22 protein-coding genes are annotated in these 24,954 nt (G+C 41.6%); 3 read left to right on the plus strand and 19 right to left on the minus strand.

What is annotated here, in order from left to right:
• Positions 1-5: 5 nt before the first annotated feature.
• The 6 genes from AAU57_RS12610 to AAU57_RS12635 form a co-directional block, all read right to left on the minus strand.
• A complete protein-coding gene (locus tag AAU57_RS12610; protein WP_156340160.1) occupies positions 6-2,054 on the minus strand; it encodes a protein-disulfide reductase DsbD family protein in 2,049 nt (682 codons plus the stop codon).
• A complete protein-coding gene (gene tilS / locus AAU57_RS12615; protein ID WP_055413249.1) occupies positions 2,042-3,373 on the minus strand; it encodes a tRNA lysidine(34) synthetase TilS in 1,332 nt (443 codons plus the stop codon). The genes AAU57_RS12610 and tilS overlap by 13 nt, the downstream gene beginning before the upstream one ends.
• 9 nt (positions 3,374-3,382) lie before the next feature.
• The gene (locus AAU57_RS12620) at positions 3,383-4,696 is read right to left on the minus strand and encodes an anthranilate synthase component I family protein (protein ID WP_055413250.1); all 1,314 of its coding nucleotides are present in this window, start codon (positions 4,694-4,696) and stop codon (positions 3,383-3,385) included.
• A gap of 104 nt (positions 4,697-4,800) precedes the next feature.
• The gene (locus tag AAU57_RS12625) at positions 4,801-7,050 is read right to left on the minus strand and encodes a TonB-dependent receptor (RefSeq protein ID WP_055413251.1); all 2,250 of its coding nucleotides are present in this window, start codon (positions 7,048-7,050) and stop codon (positions 4,801-4,803) included.
• Between the two features lie 152 nt (positions 7,051-7,202).
• Positions 7,203-8,603: a dihydrolipoyl dehydrogenase gene (gene lpdA / locus AAU57_RS12630; RefSeq protein WP_055413252.1), complete on the minus strand. Its 1,401-nt coding sequence runs from the start codon at positions 8,601-8,603 to the stop codon at positions 7,203-7,205.
• Positions 8,604-8,653: 50 nt separating this feature from the next.
• On the minus strand, positions 8,654-9,979 hold the full coding sequence (locus AAU57_RS12635; protein WP_055413253.1) for an NAD(P)/FAD-dependent oxidoreductase: 1,326 nt from the start codon (positions 9,977-9,979) through the stop codon (positions 8,654-8,656).
• A gap of 121 nt (positions 9,980-10,100) precedes the next feature.
• Here AAU57_RS12635 and AAU57_RS12640 point away from each other — a divergent pair, with 121 nt between their 5' ends.
• Together AAU57_RS12640 and AAU57_RS12645 are read left to right on the plus strand one after the other, a co-directional pair.
• Positions 10,101-10,595 carry an RNA polymerase sigma factor gene (locus AAU57_RS12640; protein ID WP_055413254.1) on the plus strand — a complete coding sequence of 165 codons (495 nt, stop codon included), beginning with the start codon at positions 10,101-10,103 and terminating at the stop codon, positions 10,593-10,595.
• Positions 10,596-10,597: 2 nt separating this feature from the next.
• Positions 10,598-11,239, plus strand: coding sequence for a hypothetical protein (locus AAU57_RS12645; RefSeq protein WP_055413255.1), 642 nt, complete (start codon positions 10,598-10,600; stop codon positions 11,237-11,239).
• 145 nt (positions 11,240-11,384) lie between these two features.
• Here AAU57_RS12645 and AAU57_RS12650 read toward each other — a convergent pair whose 3' ends face one another.
• The 7 genes from AAU57_RS12650 to AAU57_RS12680 form a co-directional block, all read right to left on the minus strand.
• Positions 11,385-11,852 (minus strand): hypothetical protein, encoded by a 468-nt coding sequence (locus AAU57_RS12650; protein ID WP_055413256.1) that lies wholly within the window; start codon positions 11,850-11,852, stop codon positions 11,385-11,387.
• Between the two features lie 66 nt (positions 11,853-11,918).
• Entirely contained in the window at positions 11,919-12,638 is a 720-nt protein-coding gene (locus tag AAU57_RS12655) for a 3-ketoacyl-ACP reductase (RefSeq protein ID WP_055413257.1), read from the minus strand.
• Positions 12,639-12,681: 43 nt separating this feature from the next.
• A complete protein-coding gene (locus AAU57_RS12660) occupies positions 12,682-13,782 on the minus strand; it encodes an L-dopachrome tautomerase-related protein (protein WP_055413258.1) in 1,101 nt (366 codons plus the stop codon).
• A gap of 228 nt (positions 13,783-14,010) precedes the next feature.
• The gene (locus tag AAU57_RS12665; protein ID WP_231717818.1) at positions 14,011-15,453 is read right to left on the minus strand and encodes a TolC family protein; all 1,443 of its coding nucleotides are present in this window, start codon (positions 15,451-15,453) and stop codon (positions 14,011-14,013) included.
• A 1-nt stretch (position 15,454) separates the two neighbouring features.
• Positions 15,455-16,810, minus strand: coding sequence for an HlyD family secretion protein (locus tag AAU57_RS12670; RefSeq protein WP_055413259.1), 1,356 nt, complete (start codon positions 16,808-16,810; stop codon positions 15,455-15,457).
• A gap of 2 nt (positions 16,811-16,812) precedes the next feature.
• Positions 16,813-18,492 (minus strand): peptidase domain-containing ABC transporter, encoded by a 1,680-nt coding sequence (locus AAU57_RS12675; RefSeq protein ID WP_055413260.1) that lies wholly within the window; start codon positions 18,490-18,492, stop codon positions 16,813-16,815.
• Complete coding sequence (locus AAU57_RS12680) at positions 18,489-19,166, minus strand: TetR/AcrR family transcriptional regulator (protein ID WP_055413261.1); 678 nt, start codon at positions 19,164-19,166, stop codon at positions 18,489-18,491. The genes AAU57_RS12675 and AAU57_RS12680 overlap by 4 nt, the downstream gene beginning before the upstream one ends.
• 148 nt (positions 19,167-19,314) lie before the next feature.
• On the opposite strand from AAU57_RS12680, the gene AAU57_RS12685 reads away from it, so the two are divergent.
• Positions 19,315-19,989: a M24 family metallopeptidase gene (locus tag AAU57_RS12685; RefSeq protein WP_055413262.1), complete on the plus strand. Its 675-nt coding sequence runs from the start codon at positions 19,315-19,317 to the stop codon at positions 19,987-19,989.
• A 56-nt stretch (positions 19,990-20,045) separates the two neighbouring features.
• On the opposite strand, the gene AAU57_RS12690 is transcribed toward AAU57_RS12685, so the two are convergent.
• The 6 genes from AAU57_RS12690 to AAU57_RS12715 all read right to left on the minus strand — a co-directional run bounded on the left by AAU57_RS12690 (position 20,046) and on the right by AAU57_RS12715 (position 24,844).
• A complete protein-coding gene (locus AAU57_RS12690; RefSeq protein WP_410503882.1) occupies positions 20,046-20,327 on the minus strand; it encodes an ATP-dependent Clp protease adaptor ClpS in 282 nt (93 codons plus the stop codon).
• Between the two features lie 54 nt (positions 20,328-20,381).
• Positions 20,382-21,230 (minus strand): 50S ribosomal protein L11 methyltransferase, encoded by an 849-nt coding sequence (prmA, locus tag AAU57_RS12695; protein ID WP_055413263.1) that lies wholly within the window; start codon positions 21,228-21,230, stop codon positions 20,382-20,384.
• The gene (gene tpiA, locus AAU57_RS12700; RefSeq protein WP_055413264.1) at positions 21,231-21,983 is read right to left on the minus strand and encodes a triose-phosphate isomerase; all 753 of its coding nucleotides are present in this window, start codon (positions 21,981-21,983) and stop codon (positions 21,231-21,233) included.
• Positions 21,980-22,576, minus strand: a complete 597-nt coding sequence (locus tag AAU57_RS12705) for a hypothetical protein (protein WP_156340163.1) — start codon at positions 22,574-22,576, stop codon at positions 21,980-21,982. Before AAU57_RS12705 ends, tpiA begins: the two co-directional genes overlap by 4 nt.
• A gap of 103 nt (positions 22,577-22,679) precedes the next feature.
• Positions 22,680-23,753, minus strand: coding sequence for an ABC transporter permease (locus AAU57_RS12710; RefSeq protein WP_055413266.1), 1,074 nt, complete (start codon positions 23,751-23,753; stop codon positions 22,680-22,682).
• Positions 23,750-24,844, minus strand: a complete 1,095-nt coding sequence (locus AAU57_RS12715) for a BT_3928 family protein (RefSeq protein ID WP_055413267.1) — start codon at positions 24,842-24,844, stop codon at positions 23,750-23,752. Before AAU57_RS12715 ends, AAU57_RS12710 begins: the two co-directional genes overlap by 4 nt.
• Between the last annotated feature and the right edge of the window lie 110 nt (positions 24,845-24,954).

Consider the following 24,954-nt stretch of genomic DNA (forward strand, 5'->3'; position numbering starts at 1 on the left):
ATTGATTATTTGTTAAGGCCAGATTCCAGCCAGATTTTATATTCCTCTACATCTGGAGTGTACCCGACGGGCTCAACCAGGTCGTTCCCATTTTGATCTACAATCGCGTAGAAGGGTTGAGCATTCACTTGGTACCGCTCGATCTGGAAGTCACTCCACTTGTTGCCTATAGTCCTGATTTTTTTACCAGTGGTTTCAGAAACATATTGTTCTTCTTTCTCAAGATCTGCTCGCTCGTCCACATAAAGGGATATCAGAACAAAATCATTCTTGAGTAGATCCTTGATCACCGGTTCGCCCCATACGCGTTCTTCCATCTTACGGCAATTGACGCACGCCCAACCCGTAAAATCAATTAAAGCAGGTTTGCCTACCTCATTGGCATAGGCAAGTCCTTCTTCATAATCGTCAAAGGTGATGATGTCATGAACACCTAAATGCGCGCCGTCCGGAATCTCTATTTGAGCAGTACTGGCATTGCTAGAGAACCCATAAGGAGACTCGCTATAGGTCATTGGTGGTGGGAAACCACTAATCAACTTGAGCGGCGCACCCCACAATCCAGGAATCAAATACAAAGTAAAACACAGCGATAAAATTCCCAACAGCAAACGACCTACAGAGATCGACTGATCTTTATCGTCATGAGGCAAGCGTATCTTCCCGAACAAATAAATCGCCAAGGCTCCAAAAATGGCAATCCAAATCGCTATAAAAAGTTCTCGTTGCAACCAACCTGCTTGCCAGACCAAATCTGCATTGGATAAGAATTTGAAGGCAAATGCCAGCTCCAAAAAGCCCAAGAAAACCTTTACGGTATTGAGCCATCCTCCAGATTTAGGCAAGGCGGTCAACCAACTGGGAAACAAGGCAAATAGCGCAAATGGTATTCCCAGTCCAAACCCAAAACCTGCTAGCCCAACGCTTAAAGCGGTCGCACCACCATCAGACGACAGCACGCTTCCCAACACGCTACCAATCACGGGACCTGTACATGAAAAGGAAACCAGTACCAGCGTCAAGGCCATAAAAAAGATGCCTATCACACCGCCTACACTAGAGGCCTTGTCTACTTTATTGATAAGTGAATTAGGCATAGTGATCTCAAAAGCACCAAAAAAGCTAATCGCAAAGACCACAAAAATGATAAAGAAGAAGATGTTCAAATAGGGATTGGTACTAAACTCATTGAACACATCTGGAGAGATGGATTCAAATAGATGAAATGGCATACTGCACAGCACATAGATCAATAGGATGAAAAATCCGTAAAGGATGCCTTGAAACTTACCTTTAGTATTCTTTTCATTTTGCTTTGTGAAAAATGAAACCGTCATGGGAATCATAGGATAAACACATGGTGTCAATAAGGCTCCAAATCCAGCCAATAAACACAAAACAAAAATGGTCGTCAGGTCATTCTCATTATCCTTTTCAATATCATCACTAAACGGTACATCGGTTGGAGTGGTCTCTTCTTTGGATTTGGCTTCTTTTAAATTAGATAAATCAGGTGCCTGTGCAACCAGTGGCTCGATGTCGTTATCGTAATAATTGTCAATGATGGAAGCAACCTCTGCTCCAACGACTGCGTCGGGATTGATTTTAAAAATCAACATTTCTGGAGATGGCGGCAGGCAGCGTTCATCGTCACATGCTTGATAAATAGCTTCAGCCAGGATATAATCTACACTGGTGTCTAGCAATTTTACCTTCTGCTTAAAGACGGCAAAGTCCTTGAATTGGTAGACGTCGGCTTCAAAAACCTCTGTATATTCTTTATAAGTGCCAATTTCTTGATTGGCTCCCAAAAGTTCGAATCTATTATCAGCTTCATAAAACCGAAACTCGGTTGGAATATTACCGGCACCTACCGAAAATTGAGAGTAAATATGCCAGCCCGCATCTAGCTGTGCCGTTGAGACCAATTCGTAGGTGTTCTCTCCTAAATCGTTGACCTCAACACTCCAACTGGCAGGATCTGACAGTTGAGCACTGGACAAAAAACCAACAAATACTAGAAGTACCAACCATACATTTTTCAAATAACCCATGTAATCTTTTTAATTTCTTTAGTCGATCTTGTAATGGCATGATGCCTACTGGACCTCAAACCAACAATCCATAAAATCTTGTCACCCGATTCCAAAACAAAACATCGTTCTTTATCCAATCGGGAAACTTTCTCATTAATTAATATATCGCTCACTAATTGCGAGCCACTCATGCCATAAGGTTCCAGCCTATCGCCTGGCCTCCATACCCGTAAAGTTAACGGATATTCCAGCCGTGACGTATCTACCAGCAATACATTTTTACCCATGTGCGCCTTGACAAAATCCATAGGATCATCCACATGATGGGTTTCTACCGATAGCTGCGCCTGATCAATAGATACTGATGTAGTTTCAGGTAATAGATACCAGGTTGCTGTTACGGGATCCTTACGCAACTCTAACCTCAATAAATCCCGATCTTTCAGCAAGATATAATCGTCATTCTGCAGTTGTTTACCGGTTTCGGCGTCCATCAAATGCAGGACTTCATCCATCTTGATAAAACCATAAGGCTGTAGCAAATAGAACAGATACTTAGCAAATCCATCCACCTTTTTTACCTCATCCAGATGTATTTCAAATGCAGTGGTGTTGGTAGTTGTTACGCTTTCGCGAAAGCGTGCTACCGCATCGTCCACAATACTTTCAACATCTTTGAGATAGGACAAGGTTTTGAGGAAATGAGCTCTCAAATCTGGAAGCGCGCTGTGTAGAAGCGGCAATACCTCATTACGCAACTGATTGCGCTGGTAATCGTTACTGGCATTGCTGGAATCTTCACGCCATTTCAAATCATGCTGCTGCGCGTATTCCAAAATCTGCTGTCTGGTAAAAGGCAGCAACGGTCGTATCACAGACTCGTTGATCGCAGGAATTCCTTGCAGGCCAGCGAGTCCAGCGCCGCGATTTAAATTGATTAGAAACGTTTCGATTTGATCGTCCAGGTGATGTGCCGTGAGGATACCATCCAGATGATAGGTTTGTTGCAGTTGCGCAAACCACTCATATCGCAAATCCCTGGCGGCCATTTGAGTGGAAATACCTCGATTTGCAGATATTTTTTTGGTCTCAAAAGAGGTAGTGTGCAGTTCAATTGCTTGATCGCCTGCCATTTTTTTGAGGAACTGTTCATCACCATCACTTTCCGCAGCACGTAGATTGAAATTGCAATGTGCCCATTGCGCTTTTATTCCTGCCTGGTGGAGTAAATGTGCCAAAACAACACTGTCCAAACCACCACTGATGGCCAGCAAATACGAGCCTTGCATCAATTGCGGGAAGTTAGATCTTACATGTTCAACAAAAGCATCTTGCATGCTGCAAATCTAAGAAAAAGCTATGCCTTGGGACTTGAGAACCTCCATCAATGCAGCTGCTTTTACAAGACATTCCTGATATTCATATTCAGGAATTGCGGCTATGGTGATGGCACTACCAACACTTAGGGAAACTGTCCTTTTCTGGGCATTGTAAAGTAGGGTGCGTATGACCACATTAAGATCAAAATCTCCAGACGGTTTGAAGTAACCTACCGCACCGCTGTAGACACCACGTTTAAAGGATTCTGTTTTTTCAATGATTTTCATGGCACTGATCTTAGGTGCGCCCGTCATGCTGCCCATGGGAAAAGTAGCCTTAATGGCATCAACTCCTGTATGCTGGTCGTCCAGCTGTGCCGTAATACTACTGATCATGTGATGCACCTGAGGGAAAGAATACAACCCAAAAAGTTCTGAAACTTCTACACTTCCCTTTTTGGCCACTCGAGACAAGTCATTACGGACCAAGTCAACGATCATGACGTTTTCAGATCGTTCTTTTTGATTCTTGAGCAATTCGTTTTTAAGCTGCTCGTCCGTCGCTTGGTCGCTGGAACGTGCGGCCGTTCCCTTGATAGGTTGTGAAAGCAATTCACCAGCAGATTTCTTTAAGTAACGCTCTGGACTGGCGCTGATGATATAGTGATCATGAAATCTTGCGTAAGCTGCAAACGGTGGTCTACTGCTTTGATTCAAATCCTGATAAGCTTGTATAGCATCCAGCTTTACATCCGCGGCGCTAAATTGTGTACACAAATTGGCTTCATAGATGTCTCCGCGCTGTATATGACTTAAAAAGGATTGCGCTTTTTCTAGGTAAGCTGATTTGGAATCAGTGGCTTGAAGTTTATTTTGGGAACGGTATTCTTTAGGTTCACTAGCTGGTTGATTGCGTATTGATTCAAACAGATTGCTGATTTCAATTTGATCCTCTTCATACGTATGGAAAGTGACCTGATCGAGCGCTATCTCCATCACCATTTGAGGAACAAAGAATTGCAAATCTGGAAATTCTAAGGCGTCTGGATTCTGGCTGGTAAGTGGTTCCAATTCATTTTTCAGATCGTACCCCAAATAACCGAACATCCAATCTTCATGCTCTTCTTGAAAATGGCGTAATTGCTCAAAAGCGGTTCCTGCGGCACATCGCAATAGATCTATCGCTCCTACAGCACACAAACAACTGTAAGTAGCCGATTCCGCCTCATTACTATCCAAAAAAACCAAGAATTCTTCCTTTTCAAAGAAGCGCAATAGCTGGTTTTTGAACGTAGCCTGATCAGAGATAGAGAAGCTATAGGAAGTTCTAGAATTGTTCACGATGCAAATGTAATTGGGATTCCATCAACACCATGAACTCTAGACAAAAATCGGTAGTACATTCCAGATCACGCTTGTGATTCTAATTACTAATCTCCTGAGGTTTAGAATCTATACTGCAACAAACCTCTAATGAAGAATGGTGTTCCTGGTGTAAAGTGTATTTCTTCCACGGGTGCAGCTTCATTTTGAAGTCTTGATTCTGTAGCAAATTGGGTTTCATTCCACTCTACACCAAATAAGTTTTGAACCGCAACGCCTAACCTCAGGTTGTTACTGATATCGTAATTTACATTCAAGTCAGATACAAAATAACCTTCTGCAACAATGTTATTGTCTTCATTTGCAGGACGATCACCAATATAACGGTATCTAAATCCAGCATTGAAACCATTCCAATCCTTTAGACTCAAACCACCGGTAGACGTAAACTTAGGAGCCAATGGGATCAAGTCTTCGCCATCAGGTTCGTTAATAGCTCTAGCGTGAGCATAGTTTAAATTACCGTCAAAGAAAAGGTGGTCTGTAAGTTGATACCTTAATCCTAGGTCATAGCCATAACGCTCTGTCTCACCGCTAGGCTCTACGATACCTGCATCACCTACATAGACAAATTCTTGCTCCAGGAATAAATACCATAAAGCAGCATTCACAATAATTCTGTTGGTAGGTTTCCAGATGGCTCCTAAATCAGATCCATAGGATTTAGGTAAAATATCGTCTGCTGTTTCTTGTAGCACCACACGAGTATCATTACTATGAAAACCAACGCCATTTTTGAAGTATAATTGAACGTCTTCATTCACTCGGTAGTTGAAATTCAGCTTGGGCAACAATGCTGTTTCAGTTTGTGCTTGAGTATCGTATAAAGTGGTCAGCGCGTCTTTATACGTGAACTTGAATCGTTCCAATCGCAATCCAGCATCAATCAAGAAATCATTCACGTACCAGGTAGCACCTACAAATCCAGAAGTGTTGGTTTCGTTAATATCACCTAGCTGAATATTCTCTAAGGTCGTGCGTCTATTCAACGTGCGTGATAACTCACTACCTTCTGTACGATCGTTGCGTAACCTGATTCCTGCGGTTAAATCTAGCTTATAATCGGCTAACTGGGTTGTATAGGTATAAGCCGCATCAAGCCCAGCCAGGTCACGAGATTCTCGTTGTCTGATTTGGTCACCATTAATAGGATCTTCTAGGAAGAACGTAAAGTTGGAGAACAAAAGGAAGTCGTACTTAGAATAATACAAATGAGTGCTGAAGGTTTCGTTATCGCTCACCTGCATGTCATAATTGATGTTGACACTGGTGCGTGAGGTCTCGCCACCTTCTGTATCATCAATAGCGCCAAATCTTCCTATCAAACCACGATCCACAGCACGTTGCGGGATCTGTCCGCTCGCGTCCCATTCACTATCAAAATGCGAGATACTTACGCCCAACTCATTACCATTATCAGATATGTAATTGAGTTTCCCGAATAAGTTGATGCGATCAAAATTTTGTGGGCTATCAAACGGCCCATCAAATGTCAAATATTCTGTAGCTACATAAGCGCTGGTATTGCTATTATCCAACACCTGAACCAATCCCACATAACGCTGATAATTAAAATCACCAATTTCTGAACTGATTACATTTTCACGCACATAATCCATCGTACGGAAATCCACATGTCCAGCCGTAGCAAAATTCCCAACCGCTTTATCATAGCTACCTTTTCCATAAGAGATGTTCTCAATGGTTTCAGGGATGACAAAGTGCAAGTCTGCATAGCCTTGTCCATGCGCATGGGACACCATATTCACTGGCATACCGTCGACACTTATGGCAACGTCTGTACCGTGATCAATATCAAAACCTCTTAGAAACAACTGCTCTGCCTTACCGCCACCAGCATGTTGTCCTATAAAAAGACCTGGCACGGCTCGCAAAACTTCTTGAGATGATGTCACCGGATTCACTTCAAGATCGGCTTTCGTGATAGTGTTAAGCACGTCAACATCATTGGTTAAGCTAATAGCATCTAAATCTATGGGCGCCTCCTCAAGGATAATCTGAAGCACTTCAGATTCATCTGTTATCGCTTTCGCGAAAGCGGAATACCCCAATTTTGAAAATCGCAATTCATCACCTTCATCCACATCATTTAAGATGAAATAGCCCTTAACATTAGTATGCGTGTGCTTTCCAGTTTTGACGTGTAGGACATAAACATCTTTTAAGGGTCGATCCTCTGTATCCACAACCGTACCGGTAATGGGATGGGCAAAAATGAGATTTGAAAATAAAATGAAGAGTAAAAGAAGCCCAGAAGGAGCATTCTTTTTAGGTGAAAATCTAGAATTCATTGGTTTATTAGGTTGTTGAAATAACTACGTACGAAAAACGCATATCAGTTTTAGACCCTTTGTTAAACAAACCGTAAAAGAATTAACAAAACGAATAAAAACAAACCAGCCGGCAATATTGCCGGCTGGTCTATCTATTTATACATGTGCTTTTAAACGTGAATGGCACGATCCTCAGTCGCCGCGAGTGCAGCTTCCTTGACGGCTTCGGCATAGGTTGGGTGTGCATGGGACATGCGAGCGATATCTTCAGAACTTGCTCTAAACTCCATGGCGGTAACAGCCTCGGCAATCAAGTCTGCAACGCGTGCTCCTATCATATGAACGCCTAGAACTTCATCTGTGGCTTTGTCTGCCAGGATCTTGACGAGTCCATCAGTATCTCCTGACGCTCTGGAACGGCCCAATGCTCTCATAGGAAACTGACCCGATTTGTACTCCACTCCAGCTTCTTTTAGTTCTTCCTCGGTTTTACCAACACTGGCGACTTCTGGCCAAGTATAAATTACATTGGGAATTAAATTGTAATTCACGTGAGGCTTTTGACCTGCGATGGTTTCGGCGACAAAAACACCTTCTTCTTCGGCCTTGTGAGCTAACATGATACCACGTACCACATCACCTATGGCATAGATGTTATCGACGTTAGTCCTCATATGCTCATCCACTTCTACCTGTCCACGCTCGTTGATCTTGATACCGGCAGCGGTAGCATTCAGCTTATCTGTGTAAGGACGACGCCCTACGGAAACAAGGACATAATCACCCTTGAATTCTACTTCTTCTCCTTTTTTGTTTTTGGCGGTAACGGTCACCTCATCACCATTGCGCTCTACTTTATTAACCGCATGGGATAGGTGGAATTTGACACCTTGCTTTTTCATCACTTTCATCAATTCCTTAGAAAGTGAGCTGTCCATAGCGGCAGCAATGCGGTCTAAATATTCTATGACCGTAACCTCTGCTCCTAATCTTCTATACACTTGGCCCAATTCCAACCCTATCACACCACCACCAATGATGATCATGTGTTTAGGTATTTCTTTAAGTTTCAAAGCTTCTGTAGAAGTAATGACTCTTTCTTTATCCAGCGTGATGAAAGGCAAATTTGCTGGCTTGGACCCTGTGGCCACAATGATCTTTTTAGCCTCAATCGTCTGTTCTTTCTCGCCTTCAATTTTAATGTGAGTAGCGTCCACAAAAGAACCCATTCCTGTAAAGACGTCAATCTCATTTTTCTTCATCAAATAAGCAACACCATCGCAAGTTTGAGAAACGACACTTGCTTTGCGTGCGATCATTTTTTCAAAGTTGATCTTGATATCGCCTGGAATCTCAATACCATGCTCTTCAAAATGTTTGGTAGCATCTTCATAATGGTGTGAAGAATCCAGTAATGCTTTGGACGGAATACAACCTACATTCAAACAAGTTCCTCCTAGTGTGTCATATTTTTCAATGATGGCGGTTTTCATGCCTAATTGTGCACAGCGTATTGCTGCCACATATCCACCTGGTCCAGAACCGATTACTGCTACGTCATATGTACTCATAAGTCTATTTTCTTCTTGTTAAAATGGATTGCAAAGATAGCAAAGGCTATTTAGATTGTCGCTTCTCCTTCGGCTATTTCACTTACCGATTTAGGTTGCGGATTTCGCTTGTTATAAGGTCTAATAATTAATCGAGCGGCGCGATCAAAATTGAAGTAATTGTAGGTCCAGTTGAGGAAAACCACTATTCTATTGCGAACTCCAACTAAAAAGTATAGGTGAACGCCCAACCAGGCAAACCAAGCGAGAAAACCTCCTAAGGTAAATTTACCTATGTCTGCCACCGCACGATTTCTACCAACAGTAGCCATGGAACCTTTATCAAAATAACTAAAGGGTTTCATCTCTTTACCTTCAGCCATTCTAATTAGGTTTTTTCCAAGGTTGTCTCCTTGCTGTATGGCAGGTTGTGCCACTTGTGGGTGACCATCGGGAAAATCTTTAGTTTTCATAAATGCAATGTCACCTACTGCATATACATTATCAGTTCCTTCCACTTTATTAAAAAGATCCACTTTGAGTCGGTTCCCTTTTTCTGTAATCATGGATTTTTCAAAGCCGCTGGGATGTGCACCGGTCACACCAGCACTCCAGATGAAGGTTGACGTTTCCAGTCGCATACCACTTTTAGTGGTTACAATGTCATCTTCATAGTTGGTGACCATCTCTTCCAGATGGACCTCAACGCCTAATTCTTTCAAATACTTATACGCTTTTAACGAGGCCTTTCTGCTAAATGGTGGCAAGACTCGATCAGCTCCATCCAGCAGGTGGATTTCCATAAAGTCTGGATTGATGTCTGGATAGTCGTTTTTGAGTATGCCGTTTTTAAATTCCGCAAAGGCTCCAGAGAGTTCTACTCCAGTAGGACCAGCTCCAGACATCACGATACGCATGAGCTTTTTTTGCTCGTTCACATCGTCAGTGATAGTTGCCTTTTCAAGGTTTTGAAGCATGAGACTTCTTATATCCAGCGCCTCTGGAACGGACTTCATGGACAGTGCATTCTCCTCAATCTTATCGTTCCCAAAGAAATTGGTTTTGGTTCCCGTGGCGAGAATCAAATGATCATAATCGATCTCTCCTATGCTTGTAGTAATGGAGTTTTTTTCAAGATTGACTTTCTCTACTTCCGCCATTCTGAACAGGTAGTCGTGTGTCTCATCAACAATGCTACGCAATGGAAAAGCAATGGAATCTGGTTCCAAACCACTGGTGGCTACCTGATATAAAAGTGGCTGGAAGGTGTGATAGTTATGCCTGTCTATAAGTACGACTTGAAATTTGTGCTCTGTTAGCTTTCGCGAAAGCGTAACTCCTCCAAAACCGCCGCCTACAATAACGACTCTGGGATGTTGACTAGCAGGAATCTGCATGATTGGTTTTTTTATAAAATTAACCCAGGAACCCCAATATCCCTTTGCGCTTAACAATCTTTTACTAACCTTGTAACACAATCAAGTATTGAGATACTAATCTTGTAACCAAACCCAACCAGTGAGTTCTCAACTAGAAAAGGAATTTGTTGAACAGTTAGAAACGAACCAGAATATTGTCCATAAGATTTGTAGGCTTTATACGGACAATCAAGATGCTCACAACGACCTGTTTCAAGAAGTAACCATACAATTATGGAAGGCGTATCCCAAATTTAGGGGCGACTCCAAGTTCTCGACGTGGATGTATAGAGTTGCCCTTAACACGGCCATCACCCTATACCGCAAATCAAAACGCAGTGTGCAAACACAGCGCTACGACACCGTGGAATTCAAAATTGAAGACACCACTGAGGATGATGAAACCATGGAGCAACTCACCTTGCTTTACGGCGCCGTCAAACAATTGAACGATATTGAAAAGGCACTAGTCTTTCTGTATCTAGAAGATAAAAATTACAAAGAAATCGCGGAAACGCTAGGTATTACTGAGGTCAACGCACGAGTGAAGATGAACAGGATCAAGACCAAATTAACGAACATTATAAATCCATAAGTATGGATCAATTAGATATACTAAAATCAAAATGGCAATCGCAAAAAAGCGATTACCCTACGTATACTGCGCAGCAGCTTACTGGCCTGATCGCCAAAAAGTCGAGCAGTATCGTAAAATGGATCTTTTATATAGGTATAGGTGAATTTGTGTTATTGACGCTCATCAATATTTTCTACATGGATGGAGAAAATGTTCAGGGATATGTCGCTGCCCTTGGCGAGCCCTTGTATTATGGGTCTTATATCTTTAGCTATGTTGTGGTACTATTCTTTATTTACAGATTCTGGATCAATTACAAAAACATATCTGCAGATCAACCAGCCCGCAAGTTGATGAAGAACATTTTGAAGACCAGGCGCACCATGAAATGGTACATCTGGTACAACCTTATTTTCATCATGATTTTTGGGATTATTGGAGCAGTAATGCTTCTATTCAATTCACCAGAGTTTTCTGAGTTGATCAACTCTACAGAATTCCAGGAGCACAAGGTGCGTTTTATGGCTGGTTATATTACGGTCATGGTATTATTCTTTGCCGTTTTTTGCGCAATCATCTATGGGATTTACAGTCTGATCTACGGCATTCTGCTTAGAAGGCTGAAGAGAAACTATGAAGAATTAAAGAAAATGGAAGTCTAGTTACTGTTTTGTAATCTCAATACTTGATCTGCATTGATGAAAATGCTGTCCTAAGTTCTATTCAAGAATCGTTCTTTTCGACAGTATTTAGATCTGTATAGATTTTCCGTCAGATTTGATATCGATATAAGGCAAGCTAAATCTGTTATTCTGGTTTGTAATTCAAGGTGTTCCCACGAGGCAAATAACTTAAGCTAAGTAAATTCTCATTGTATTCTAACAGAGCATATTCCAATGTTTCATTTGAATTACTGATCGTCAAATAGGTGACCATTGCAGCCTCTGGGTTTGAATCATTAGCAGGCTTTCTTTCTACCGCATAGTCGTATACATCTCCTGGACTTTGATCTGTTCCTTTATAAAACATGATCCATTTATCATCTTTGATCTCGATACCGGCATTAGCATCTTCTGTGCTAATCCAGCGGCCGTTTTTGAAACTTACAGTGGCATTATCATCCTCGTATGCAGCTGGAGACTTTTCTACTGGTGATGTGATTTCCTCTGTCACAGCTTCAGCTTCTACCTCTGATTTTTTACTCGTGTTACAAGCAATGGTAGCCATGAAGACCATGATCAAGATGCTCATCTTTATTGGAAATGCCTTTTTCATAGATTTATTAATTGACGTAGTATTAATAGTTAAGGTCAATATTTCAAAAGTTTGAATCAAATAACTCTATGGATTTGTGGACCACAACGCAGCGCTTTTCATCACGGCGCGACGTGGCAATTTCAATCCAGCCACTACCAGTTGTGCAAAATCTTCAGGTTGTAAAACGCTGTCTTCTGAGTCTTTATCTGCTATTCCCAGCTCTACCGTCATATCTGTAGCAATGGTGCTAGGAGTAAGCGTACAAACCCTAATATTGTTCTTGCGTACTTCTTTCATCAAAGATTCTGACATCCCGATGACAGCAAATTTTGATGCAGAATACGCAGATGTATTGGCATTACCTGAAAGTCCTGCCGTAGAGCTCACGTTGATGATGTCTCCTTCATTTTTATCGATAAGGTGCGGTAAAACTTCTTTGGTCATGTAATACATTCCCATCACATTGGTCTGTATGATTTGTGACCACTGCTCAACTTCCATCTCTTGAAAAGAACCAAATGCTGCGATTCCTGCATTGTTCACCAGAATATCCACAGATCCAAGCTTATTAATAAGATCGCTCACACCAATTTTGACCTCTTCGTGATTACTCACATCAAAAGTCGCGTAAAAGGCCTTCACTCCTATATTTTCCAGCTCGCTAACGGTGTCTTGCAAGGCAGATTCATCTCTTCCTGTAACTGCTACGTCGATTCCTTCTTTTGCGAAAGCGATGGCCATGGCTTTCCCTAATCCTCGACTACCACCAGTGATAATGGCCTTTTTATTTTTAAGATGACTCATATGTGTATTGTTGTTGTTTGTGAATTTCTATTTGCACCAATAATTAGTTATTGGTAGGCAGCGGTGTTTTGTTAAGTGTAAAGGTCATGTTTGAAATATCACCGGTAGCCTCATTAATTCTGGAATTGGAGTAATACAACTCATTATTGTAAATACTAAACGTGTCTGCCCAGCGAACTTTGTCACCTTCGACCAAAGTATAGATCGAACCGTCTGGTTTTCTGTATTGAATTTTGTTGTGCTCTAGATCTGCGAAATATAGATTGCCATTAGCATCTAGAATCATCCCATCTGGAGCTGCGGTCGTACCCAAATCAGTCACACTTTGATCGATTTGCTTCTCACTTTTTGTAAGTAAATCATCTGTTGGGATGGAATACAAACTGTAGGCAGTCAGTGCGTGATAATACAACTGATTGTTGACCGCATCCAATGCGATACCATCAGAATTGATGGTGCCTTCCCATTTTTTACCATCAAAAGTGAGATAAGACTGCTCTGCTGTGGTAGATGGATGTTCGTTAAGAATTCTTCGAGAATTTCCGCTCTCGCGATCGATCACGATCAAACCTGCGTGACCAGAGTCGGTCAAGTAAATCATGTTTTTGATGGGATCAACGCGCAAATCGTTGATATAGGAATCTGGAAAATAGCTGGAAGTTCCTAAAGTGTAGGTTTTTTTCAACTCATCAGATTCTAGATCAAAAACGTAAATGCGCGGTGCATCCAGCACCTCTTGGAACTTGACACTTCTTGTATCGATAACATATAATTCATTCTCAAAAGCTATTACCGACTGCACGCCTACAAATTGATCCATTTGTGTAGGTTGTCCTATTTCCCAAGCGTTCCAAGCTTCGTCCGGGTAGCTTTGTTGGGATTGATCTGCTTTGATTTCTACGACGGAATTCTTCACACCTTCTCGCCATCTAGGAAAGTTCACAAAAATGCGCCCATCAGCGGTCAGAGTGACTCCAGTAACCTGTTGACCTGTGAAGCTGGCAACTTCGGTGATGATCTGTGAAGTGGAGTCCACTGCTACAGACTCTTCCTGAGTAGATTCGGTAGACTTGTTTTCTTTGCAGGATGCAAGAAAGGCAACCGATACTAGTAAAAAAATAGTGTGTTTTAAGAAGGTGCTCATAGATTGGATTTCAAAATTGCGGCGCTCTTTATCATCGTCGCCTTAAGGAAGACCAAAGTTAAAAACCGATGCCTCGATACGCTCCTAAACCCTTCATAAAACTGATGGCAAAGAATGAATCAGTTCTTCAGGAAGTTTAATAGATGAAAGATCTTTTGAGTATTCGCTTTCGCGAAAGCGAGATTCAAAACCTGCTTTGCAAAACGAGAAGAGATAGGAAAATTTACATTACAGATTCTCAGGCAATATCACCAGGCTTCTAAATAAGGTAGCCTTGGATTCAAACAACTTTTTTTGAACCTCTAATTGCTTTAATTGAGCCTCAATAAACTTGACTTCCCTAGAGTTGATGAGGAACAGGGAACTGTCTCCCAATTCAAACTTGCGCAGTTCACCAGCAAGCAGTTGTGCCGTACCCGTAGTTAAGTTGGACGATATATCTAGCTGTCTGTTGTAACCTTCCAGCTCTGCAAACACAGATATGACTTTGTTGCGCAAAATGAGCGTTTCAGATTGCAGGCCGTAGCGTGCGTCATTAATCTTGATTTTGGCTAGGCGCAAATCTCCTCGTTCCTTCCTGGTAAAAATGGGATAGGCAAAAGTCAATCCAGCTTTGTAGTTATCCTGTGTGATGGAATTAAGCCGGTCCCAATCTGGAGTGATAAAATTATAATCAACGGTAATTTTAGGCAAAAGCTTGTTCGCTTTCAATTGCCGGTCCACATCCAGTTGATCCAACTTAAAGTTGAGCGCCTGAATTTTAGGGTGGTTTTCAACGTTAAATTCTGACAGGCTAGTTCCCATAAGTCCCAGCGTCACGTCTATGGACGAATTTAAATCAGGTTGTGGGAAGACATTGGGTTGTAATTCTACCGGCACGCCATCCAGCCATAAAAAATTGGAAAGCTGCAACCTGCTTTTGATCTCGTTCACTCTTGCCTGCTCTAATCCTAGCAATCTGTTCTGTGTGGCCACGCCGGCTTCTACCGTGTCAATCGCGGCCTTATCACCAGCGCGAGCGCTAATAATCACGCCGCGTTCTCGTGTAATGGCAGCATCCAAAATATCGATATATACCTCAACCTCCTTAGTAGCTCGCCACCATTCAAAATAGGCCGTTGATGCATCAAATAGGATCTGGTTGACGGCAAGATCTCTTTCTGCTGCTGTTTGTTGCTCAAACAGTCGCGCCTTGCGCAAGGTCGCCATACGATCATTGATCAATAATCCTTGTGCCAGGTCTACCTTAACTCCAGCACTGTACAAACCACCATCTGGAACGGTAAGTGATGGATCAAGAAAGGATCCTTCATTACGCTCTGCTCCAGCCTTGAATTCTATACCATACCAGGTTGGAATCTTGAAGACACCAGAGAGTTCATCATAATATTCCGTTCCCTTAAAGTCCTTGCGGCGATAATCGACTTCAATTTTGGGATCAAAACCACCACGCGCTCGTAGCAAGTTCGCTTGTCCTTCGTCTAGCAGCAGTTCTGCTTGTTTGGCAACTGGATGGTGGCGCTTGACATATCCCAAATACTCAGAAAAGCTGAGAACAGTAGTGTCCTGCAAAACTTGTACTGGCGGTTGTTGTTGAGTTCGCTTTCGCGAAAGCGAAACAGCATCTACCTGCAACACTATTAAAAGAGCTATGAATAACGTGAACCTCATTCTATTTCTTTGTTTTAACAGTACCACTTGCATCTGTAGGCTGGTAGTAATTAGGCGGGAAGCCGTTGAGCTGACGCCATAATTCATACCAAACCGGCACGTCGTCCAGCAGCGCAATCGTATAGGCACCTGATCCAGGACGCAGCGCATCTGGCCACTCATAATCGGTTTCGTCTGGAGCGAGTAGCACTCTATATTTTCCATTTGTACTGATGAAGGTTTCGACGGCAACGATTTCTGCACCATAGGTACCATAGCTTGCATTGGGCCATCCAGAAAATACGATGGCTGGCCAGCCGTCAAATTGCACACGCACTTTCTCGCCTACATAAAGTAACGGCAAGTCCAGTGGATCGACAAAGGTCTCTACCGCTAGGTCATAGTTGGCCGGCATGATGTTCACTAACGGTTCGCCTTCTTTAAAGGTCTCACCTATTCCAGAGACGATGGCCTTGTTGATGTAACCATCTTGCGGCGCGACGATGAACAACATCCCACTACGTATGCTGTAATTGGTACGGTCGTTCTCCAGTTTACTCACCTGGGCGGCTACATCCAACTGGGCAGACTCTGCACTGAAGCGATCACTTTGAGCTTTGGCAATTTTCTCTGCATATTCCTGCTCTAAACGGTTAATGTCGATTCTTGCGTTAATGACTTCATTGCGGCTTTGAAGTAGCTTTTGCTCTTGAGAAATCAATTTTGCCTGCGTTTCTTGAAGTTTAAGACGTTTTTGTTCCACGTCTACGACAGACTTCAAGCCTTCTTCTTGCAAAGTTTGTTCTCGAACCAGCTGGCGTTGCGCAATTTCAATATTGGTACGAGCCGCTTCCAGATCAATACTGTCACTGGTTACCTTGAATCGTGCTTGCTTGATTTTGTTTTGAGCTTGCTCGAGTTTCAATAAAAGCTCTGATGCCAGCGCGCCAGTTTGTTGTGTCAATGCTTCTACTTTTTGACCGTAGGCGTTGACACTATTAATCTTGGCAATGATTTGATCGCCAGTACGTTCTACTAACAATGGATCAAAATACTCACTTTTCACCTCGCTTATTTGCAGTATGGTATCTCCTTTTCTTACTCGATCGCCCTCGCGTACAAACCACTGCTCCAACCTACCTGGAATAGGTGATTGTAACGTTTGCGGTCGCTGTGCCGGAGTCAATGTAGTTACAGCTCCATTGCCGGTAACCGTTTGGGTCCACGGCATGAATAAAATGATGAGTAACACAATTGAGAAACCAAATAGGAATCTATTGAAGTATTCAAAATGGGTCCTGTTGAAGACTCTCTTTCCAGCTGAATATTCATTCAAATCCAGCTTGTTAATGATTTTATTTTCTGAAATATTCAACATGCTTAGATCGATTTATCAGTTATGATTCTTCCATTTTCTAGAGTTACTACCCTACTACAATGATCCAACCATCGCGGACTCTGGCTTACCACTATAATAGACCAACCGTGAGATGGATCTGTCAAAAATTTCATGATGCGTTCGCTTTCTTCAGGTTCAAATTGATCTAAAGGATCCTTAAGAATCAACATTTTAGGCTTTTTGATAATACTACGAGCGAGCACTATCTTCTTACCTACGGTATGACTTATTTGTTTCCCTTCTGGATAAATATGAGTTTCTAGTCCGTAAGGAAGCATTTTGAGATATGGTAACAATCCAACATTCTCCATAGCCCAGTATATTTCCTCATCGGTGATCCTTTGATCACCATAGGTGATGTTGTTGCGTAGCGTACCTTCAAATGGAGTCTCACCACTCATGGATTGACCTATGTTAGATCTGTAATAATTGAGGTTTACACCACGCAGGTTGGTGTTGTTTAAATACACATTACCTTCAGTAGGTTCAATGATTCCAGCAATGAGCCTTAAAAGAGTGGACTTTCCACTACCGTTGGGACCGTTAATGACAACAGAACAGTCTTTAGTGAGTTTCAATGAAATGTTGTTCAATATAGGAGCTGTGCGATTTTCTACCGTATAGGTGACATCTTCCAACTCTACCTTGAAATTCTCTTCTGCCTTGAACGGCTTTTCACCTGTGGTAGATTCAAGTTCCTTGTCAACCACTTCTCCTAATTTTTCTAAAGAAGTAAGCATGTCATAAAAAGACTCCAACCCTGAAATTATCTTTTCCACAGCACCGATGATGATCAAAATAATCAACTCTGCCGCTACAAACTGACCTATGTTCATTTGCTGGTTAAGTACTAGAAAACCTCCTATAAGAAGTAGACCAGCCGTTACTAGAACTTTAAATCCTATAAACTGGATGGCCTGTATGATAATCACCTTGAAGTGACTTTCCCTATATTCCAGATATTCTGTGGTGAGTTCATCATTGCGATCTACTGCATGAGTAGTGTTTCCAGAAAGCTTAAAACTGATGATGGATCTCGCGACCTCTTGCAACCAGTGTGCTACTTTATACTTACTCTTGGACTCTTTTAAACTGGTCTTCAGACCTTTGTCTGCTGTAAACTTGAACAACACAAAACCCAAACCCAATAATAGAAAGCCATAAGCGATAAAGAATGGGTGATAAAAAGAAAGTAGAATCAACCCAAAAATGATCTGCAAGATCGCGGTAGGATAATCCACCAATAATTTTGAAAGGCTTTTTTGTATGGTAAGCGTATCAAAGAAACGATTTGCCAACTCTGGCGGATAATAATTACGCAGCTCACTCATCTTAATTTTTGGGAAGCGATAGGCAAACTCAAATGATGATCTGGTAAATATTTTCTGCTGAACGTTCTCTGTAATACGTATCTGCATCAATTGCAAAACCCCACCAAAGGCTACTCCTAATGTCACAACCACCACAAGCAGTATCCATGAAGTTGTTATTTGCGCACCTTGAATCAAGTTAATAATCGCCTGTATCCCTAATGGCAACGATAAACCTACAAGACCGGCAAAAATTGCATAGTAAAAAATTTGATAGACATCACGTTTATCCAACTCCAGCATTCTCGTCAATCGTTGCCAGGAGGTTAGGATGTTTTTATCTTTCTTCATGTTGGTTTTACAATAAGGTGAATAAGGTTAAGAAAATAATCAGTAGCCGTGACTTCTTGATTACAATCTGTTAAGGCTTTAAAGTGACGCTTTAAAAAATGCTGGTGCAATGACCCATCTATAATCGTACTACTAAGACTCGCCGCATAATTATATTCTGGATTTACCGCCACAATCATATCGCGCAACCTAAGTACTAGTCGTTTATAAATGGAGAAATAACCATTTTTATTTTCTTCATCAACTTCTTTGGTCAAATAGGATTTGGAATACTCTTCTACAACGATCTTACTTAGAGTTACCTCATCCACATGACCAAAATTCATATCCTGCACCACTTCTCTCGTCAAAATAGAAACCGCCGTTTCCAACCTTGCCAAAGGATCTGAAATCGTCATCGTCTTTATAATCAATTGATATTCCAACCAGCTCCAGTACCATGAAGTAAGGTACAACAACAGCTTATGTTTATTTTCAAAATATCTATAAATGGAACTTTCATTACTACCTATTTCCTTGCCCAGTTTTCTAAACGTAAATTGCTCAAAACCCATCTCATGAATCATCTGTATGCTTTGTTCCACGATCCTGCGGCCCAGATCAGAAGATTCTGGGTCCTTCAGGAAGATCTTTTCATTAATTTCTACCTTCAGGTTCTTGAGTAGAGTATCCATTCCAATTTATTTGTAGGTAAAAATAATAGCAATACTATTAATGATTGATATTATTAGTTTTATTTAACAGATCAAAGAAAATTCTTAAGGCGTGATTTTGAGTTCGCTTTCGCGAAAGCGAACCCCATATAATCTCTATTTTTATACCATGAGCAACACACTAGAGCAACTTCAACTCGCCGAAGAAAAAGCGGCGCAGCTATTTGAAGAAATCGAAAAGCGATCCATCATCAAAGCAGGATCTACTGAGAAACAGATCAACACACAAGTATTTGAGCTGGCTGAAGAGCTTTTTGGAATCAAGAAGTACTGGCACAAGCGCATCGTTCGTGCCGGTGAGAACACCTTGCATCCCTATGATGAAAATCCGCCAGACCTTGTGGTAAAGGAAGATGATATTGTCTTTCTTGATTTTGGCCCTATTCTGGAAGAATGGGAAGCAGATTATGGAAGAACTTATGTGCTAGGGAATGATCCTACTAAGAAACGACTGGCTAGCGATAGTGAGCGTTTGTGGTTTGTAGCTCAAAAACACGTTTTAGAACATCCAGAAATCACTGGCGCAGAACTGTACAATTACTGCGTCCAGCTCGCACAGGAAGCTGGATGGGAATTTGGCGGACCTATTGCCGGGCATTTGATAGGACACTTTCCACATGAGCAACTGGATGGTGAGGAAAAGACCAATTACATCCATCCAGAAAATCACGTGGCTTTAAGGGAACTGGACACATCTGGCCAGCAGAGGCACTGGATTATTGAAATCCATCTGGTAGATCGTGAGAAAAAGATAGGCTCCTTCTTTGAGCAGATCGCGATTTGATGCCATAAAAAAACCATCACGGTTGTGATGGTTTTTAGTTTTTTAATTATAAGTATCTACTGAATCTCTGCTGTCAAGCCTGCTTCCAGCAGTTTTGAGCATCGAGGTTCTAGATCACTGTAATCGCCAGTCTTGACATTACATTTTCCCTTGTAGTGAACGATAAGGCTACATTGTTCTGCTTGTATTGGTGTATGATCACAAGCCTCTACAAGCATATCGATCACATGGTCAAATGTATTCACCTCATCATTGAACAAAACTATTTTGTTCTCTTTTTTTTCGGCTACTTCTACATCCAGTTCTGGAAGTTCTTGTGTGTATGTACTCATTTTCATAATGATACAAAATTAAAAAATGTTGCTCACCTACGGTATTGGTTTAACTCAAATTTACTTTTTGAGAAAGACTGGTGCGATCCAATTGTCTTTTTTTCTATGTCCCTGGTATTCCAGACCAGCTTGCAAACAGGCTGCTTCAATGGCCTCAAGGTCTTCTTCATAAAAACCACTAAGCAGTAACAAACCACCTGTGGACAAACATTTAGAATAGGTTGGAATATCGACTAACAGGATATTGCGGTTGATGTTTGCGATGATCACGTCATAAAATTTGTCCTGCAACACCTCAGCACCACCCAGAATCACCGTTACCTTATCCGCTTTGTTCCGCTCTACATTTTCCAGTGCGTTCTCATAACACCAGGTATCGATATCGACAGCGTCAACGGCATTTGCGCCACGCATCTGGGCAAGTATGGCAAGAACGCCTGTACCACTTCCCATGTCCAGCACCTTTTGATCTTTAAAATCCAATTCCAGTAAATATTCCATCATCATATAGGTAGTCTGATGATGGCCTGTCCCAAAACTCATCTTGGGCTCAATCACAATGTCATAATCCACATCGTGTTTCTCATGAAAGGGTGCTCGTACTTCACAGCGACCGTCCACCATGATGGCTTCGAAGTTGGATTCCCATTCGTGATTCCAGTTGGTTGGTGGTATTTCCGCTTTCGCGAAAGCGATATCTACATGATCACTTTGCAAGATTTCCAGATTCTTCAATAAATCTTCTTGATCCAAATCTTTCTGGATGTAAGCCAAAAGACCTTCTTCTGTCTCCATGAAACTTTCAAATCCCAAGGTGCCCAATTGGGCTGCCAAGACATCATTCCACGGTTCTATGGGAGCTACGGTAAACGTATACTCCACATACAACTGGTCAGTAATCTTTGACATTTAAAAAGACTTTGCGATCGCTACAAAGGAATCTGCATCCAGCGATGCGCCACCTACCAAACCGCCATCCACGTCAGGCTGGGCAAAAATTTCTTGAGCATTAGCAGGTTTCACACTACCGCCGTAGAGGATGCTCAACTTATCTGCGGTTTTCTCTCCATACTTATCTTCTACAAATTTTCTAAGATGGTGGTGCATTTCCTGCGCCTGTTCTGGGCTAGCAGTTTCACCAGTTCCTATGGCCCATACGGGTTCATAGGCGATAACGATTTGTTTCCAATCTTTGGCAGTAAGCTTGAAAAGGGCTTTTTCAATCTGGTCTGTAACGGTTTTGAAATGCTCGCCGCTCCTGCGTTGTTCAAGGTGTTCACCACAGCAAAATATGACGCGCATGCCTTTTTCAATGGCTTTGTGCGTTTTTTCGGCAAGGACATCATCTGTTTCAAGGAATACATCGCGACGTTCTGAATGGCCCAAGATCACTGTTTTGATTCCAACACTTTGTAGCATGTCTATAGAAACCTCGCCGGTAAAAGCACCGCTATCATGCTGCGAAGCATTTTGCGCGATGACCTCGATAGGCGACTCTAAGGAATCATTGAAAGCTGCATAAAGAAAAGGGTGCGATGGCGCCACCATGATCTCGCAATCCAGCTGCTCTGGCAATTGCTTGTTTATGTTGAAAATAAGTTCCTGTGTCATGGGCAGGTCACAGTTCATCTTCCAGTTTCCTGCTAATATGTTGTTTCTCATAATTTTGTTTTTTGGATCACGGTTGCAGGTAATAATCTAACCATCACATTCTTAATCGACGGTTCTATTACTAGAAACTTCCATGTATCGTCTGTGGTTGACTTAACGGCTACCGCATTTTTCAAATTATCGATAGCAAATACTTCTTTCTTTTTGTCAAAACGTATGGATGAATCTGGCAAGGATTCATTGAGCATATCTACGATAAATTTTGTCGTGGAGTCTCGCGATTGCTCATCATCTGTAGCATCAAATAGGTTGATGTATTTAAGCTCAAATTGTTGACGGAACTGGAATGGTATGTAAACCTGATTGCCATCCACGATTTTACTATCTATGCTCACAACTTCTACACTGTTTATTTTAACCTCAGTATCTGCGCTTTCAAAGGTTTGTTTCATTTCCTGTACCAGCTTCTCTTTGTTATAAATATCAAAGAGATTGTCAGGCATATAGGAGGTTGCTTGAGTATATTGGCGGCTTTTTAAGGCGCTTGCATACTTGGCAAAGTCTGATTTGAGTTGGACCTCGTCGCTTTGGGCAACGCCCATAATTGATGTCGTCAGAAAAACGAACAATAAAAGATTTTTCAAGACTATTTTTTTCTGAAGCTGCATAGCTTCCGATTAAACTTATTTCAAAGATATTGAACTTAATGGTCTTTACGGCTATCTATAAGATTGGGGTTAAGCAACCTTAGTCCAACTTTACTCGTGGATCTAGCCAAACATAGACCAAGTCTACCAAGATATTGATCATGATAAACAATGTCGAAATCACTAAAACGGCACCCGTTATAACGGGTAGATCCAACGTATTCAATGCCTCGACAATTTCCTTGCCCAATCCATTCCAGTTAAAAATGTACTCTACAAAAACGGCACCGGCCAGCATACTGGCAAACCAACCGCTCACGGCAGTGATCACCGGATTAAGTGCATTCTTAAAAGCATGTTTTGTGATGACCTGGTATTTAGTAAGACCTTTCGCGTAAGCGGTAACAATATACTCTTGACTCATCACTTCCAACAGGCTGTTGCGCATTAACTGGCTAATGACCGCCAATGGACGTATTCCCAAAACGACAGCTGGAAGAATCAAATTACGCCATTGTAACTGCATGTTTTCTCCATAATCATCCAATTCATACAAGCTACCGCTCATACGTAGGCCCGTGAATTCATGCCACAGGTAACCAAATAGAAATGCAAAAATGATGGCACTGAAAAAACTAGGCACGCTCATGCCCATTGTGCTGACCAACTGTATGGTATGATCTACCCTATTGCCTTTATTCAAAGCAGAGATGACTCCTAAAACAAGGCCTATCAACAAAGCAATCGTTATTGCGACCACAGCCAGAATGATGGTATTGGGCAAGGTCTCGCCTATCACTAGGCTTACCTTTTTACCAGATTTTTGAAAAGATTCCCGCAAGTAAGGTAGTTTAATCATCAAACTCGTTCCAGAGAAGCTGATCAAACGAACACCTGTGTATTTACCATCATCGTAGGTGAAATTATTACTTGAATTGGAATGAATGGATAGCGGACTCAAATCATTTAGAAAGTACACATATTGTTGACCTAAGGATTGATCAAACCCGTATTTAGCTCGCACTGCGGCGAGTTGCTCTTCGCTTTCATTTTGTCCCAACATCATCTGTGCTGGATCTCCAGGTAATAGATAAAACAACAGGAACACGACAGTCACCACGCCATACAGTGTGAGAAACGCATACCCCAATTTTTTAAGCAGGTATTGGATCATAGGTTAAGCTCATCAAAATCATTCCAGTGCGATTTACCGGTGATCACGCCATTCTTGACTAATACCACACCAGGATTAGAACGTATCATTGTTTTGAGAGCTGTACCATCAGTGGTGTAAAAATTGACATCGAGCCCATAGGTTTCTTTTGCTTGATCTGTCTCGCTAGGCGCAGAAGAACTCAAAGCAATGACTCGATAGCCAGCAGCTTTAGCAGATTTCACAAACTTAGACAACTGGAGCATCCCGCGATTTTCAGCATTATTAAGGTTGTACATTACCAAAAGCGCCACTTTAGGCTCGCTTAAAATTTCTTGAGTGATGTCACCTTGATCTTCAGAAGTTATAGCAAAATCGTGAATGGGCGGTTCAAAACCTTTTTTAAGAAGTCTGGTCTCTACTTTAATATAATTGGGTCTTCCTTCTGGTGGTAATCCTTTGGTAGTAATTATTTCTTCTTTACCATCAACATCATAATACCAGTCATAGCCATACACATCAGGTCTATCTGGATCAGGTTGCATGGCTTGGTTAATATCCGTTCCAATTTTATAAGCTCTAAAATCTATGATAGGCAAGTGCATCAAAACATAATAGGCAATTCCAAAACAGCCTATAGTAACCAACATGGTGGTCAACATACCCGTAAACTTTTTAAACAATGGCCTTATTAAAGACACGTTCATAAAAAGAATCACAATCATGAACAACAAGATCACATCCTTAGTAAAACTTTGCCATGGAGTCAATGGAATAGCGTCACCAAAACACCCACAATCAGTCACTTTATTAAAATATGCCGAATAAAAAGTGAGAAACGTGAAGAAAATGATCATCAATAAAAGTGACCATACCGTGAACCTCTTCTGAAATCCAATCAACAACATCACGCCTAGAATCACTTCAAGAATGACCAAGAAAATGGCAAGAGGCAAGGCAAAAGGCTGTAGAAACTCCAATCCCAAAACAGCTGCACTAAAATATTCATCCAGCTTAAAAGAAAAACCTACGGGATCATTCAGTTTTACCAGACCGCTAAAAATGAAAAGAATACCGACAAAGACCCTACAAAAACCAACTAATAACTTCATAAAAATATAATTGCCCTAAAGATACTAAGCCCAACTCGAGAAATCAGAAAAATAGTAACATGAAAAATCCCCAAACGTGAGACGCTTGGGGACTTCAATTACTTAAAAGA

The organism is Nonlabens sp. YIK11 (assembly GCF_001413925.1).
Lineage (GTDB): Bacteria > Bacteroidota > Bacteroidia > Flavobacteriales > Flavobacteriaceae > Nonlabens.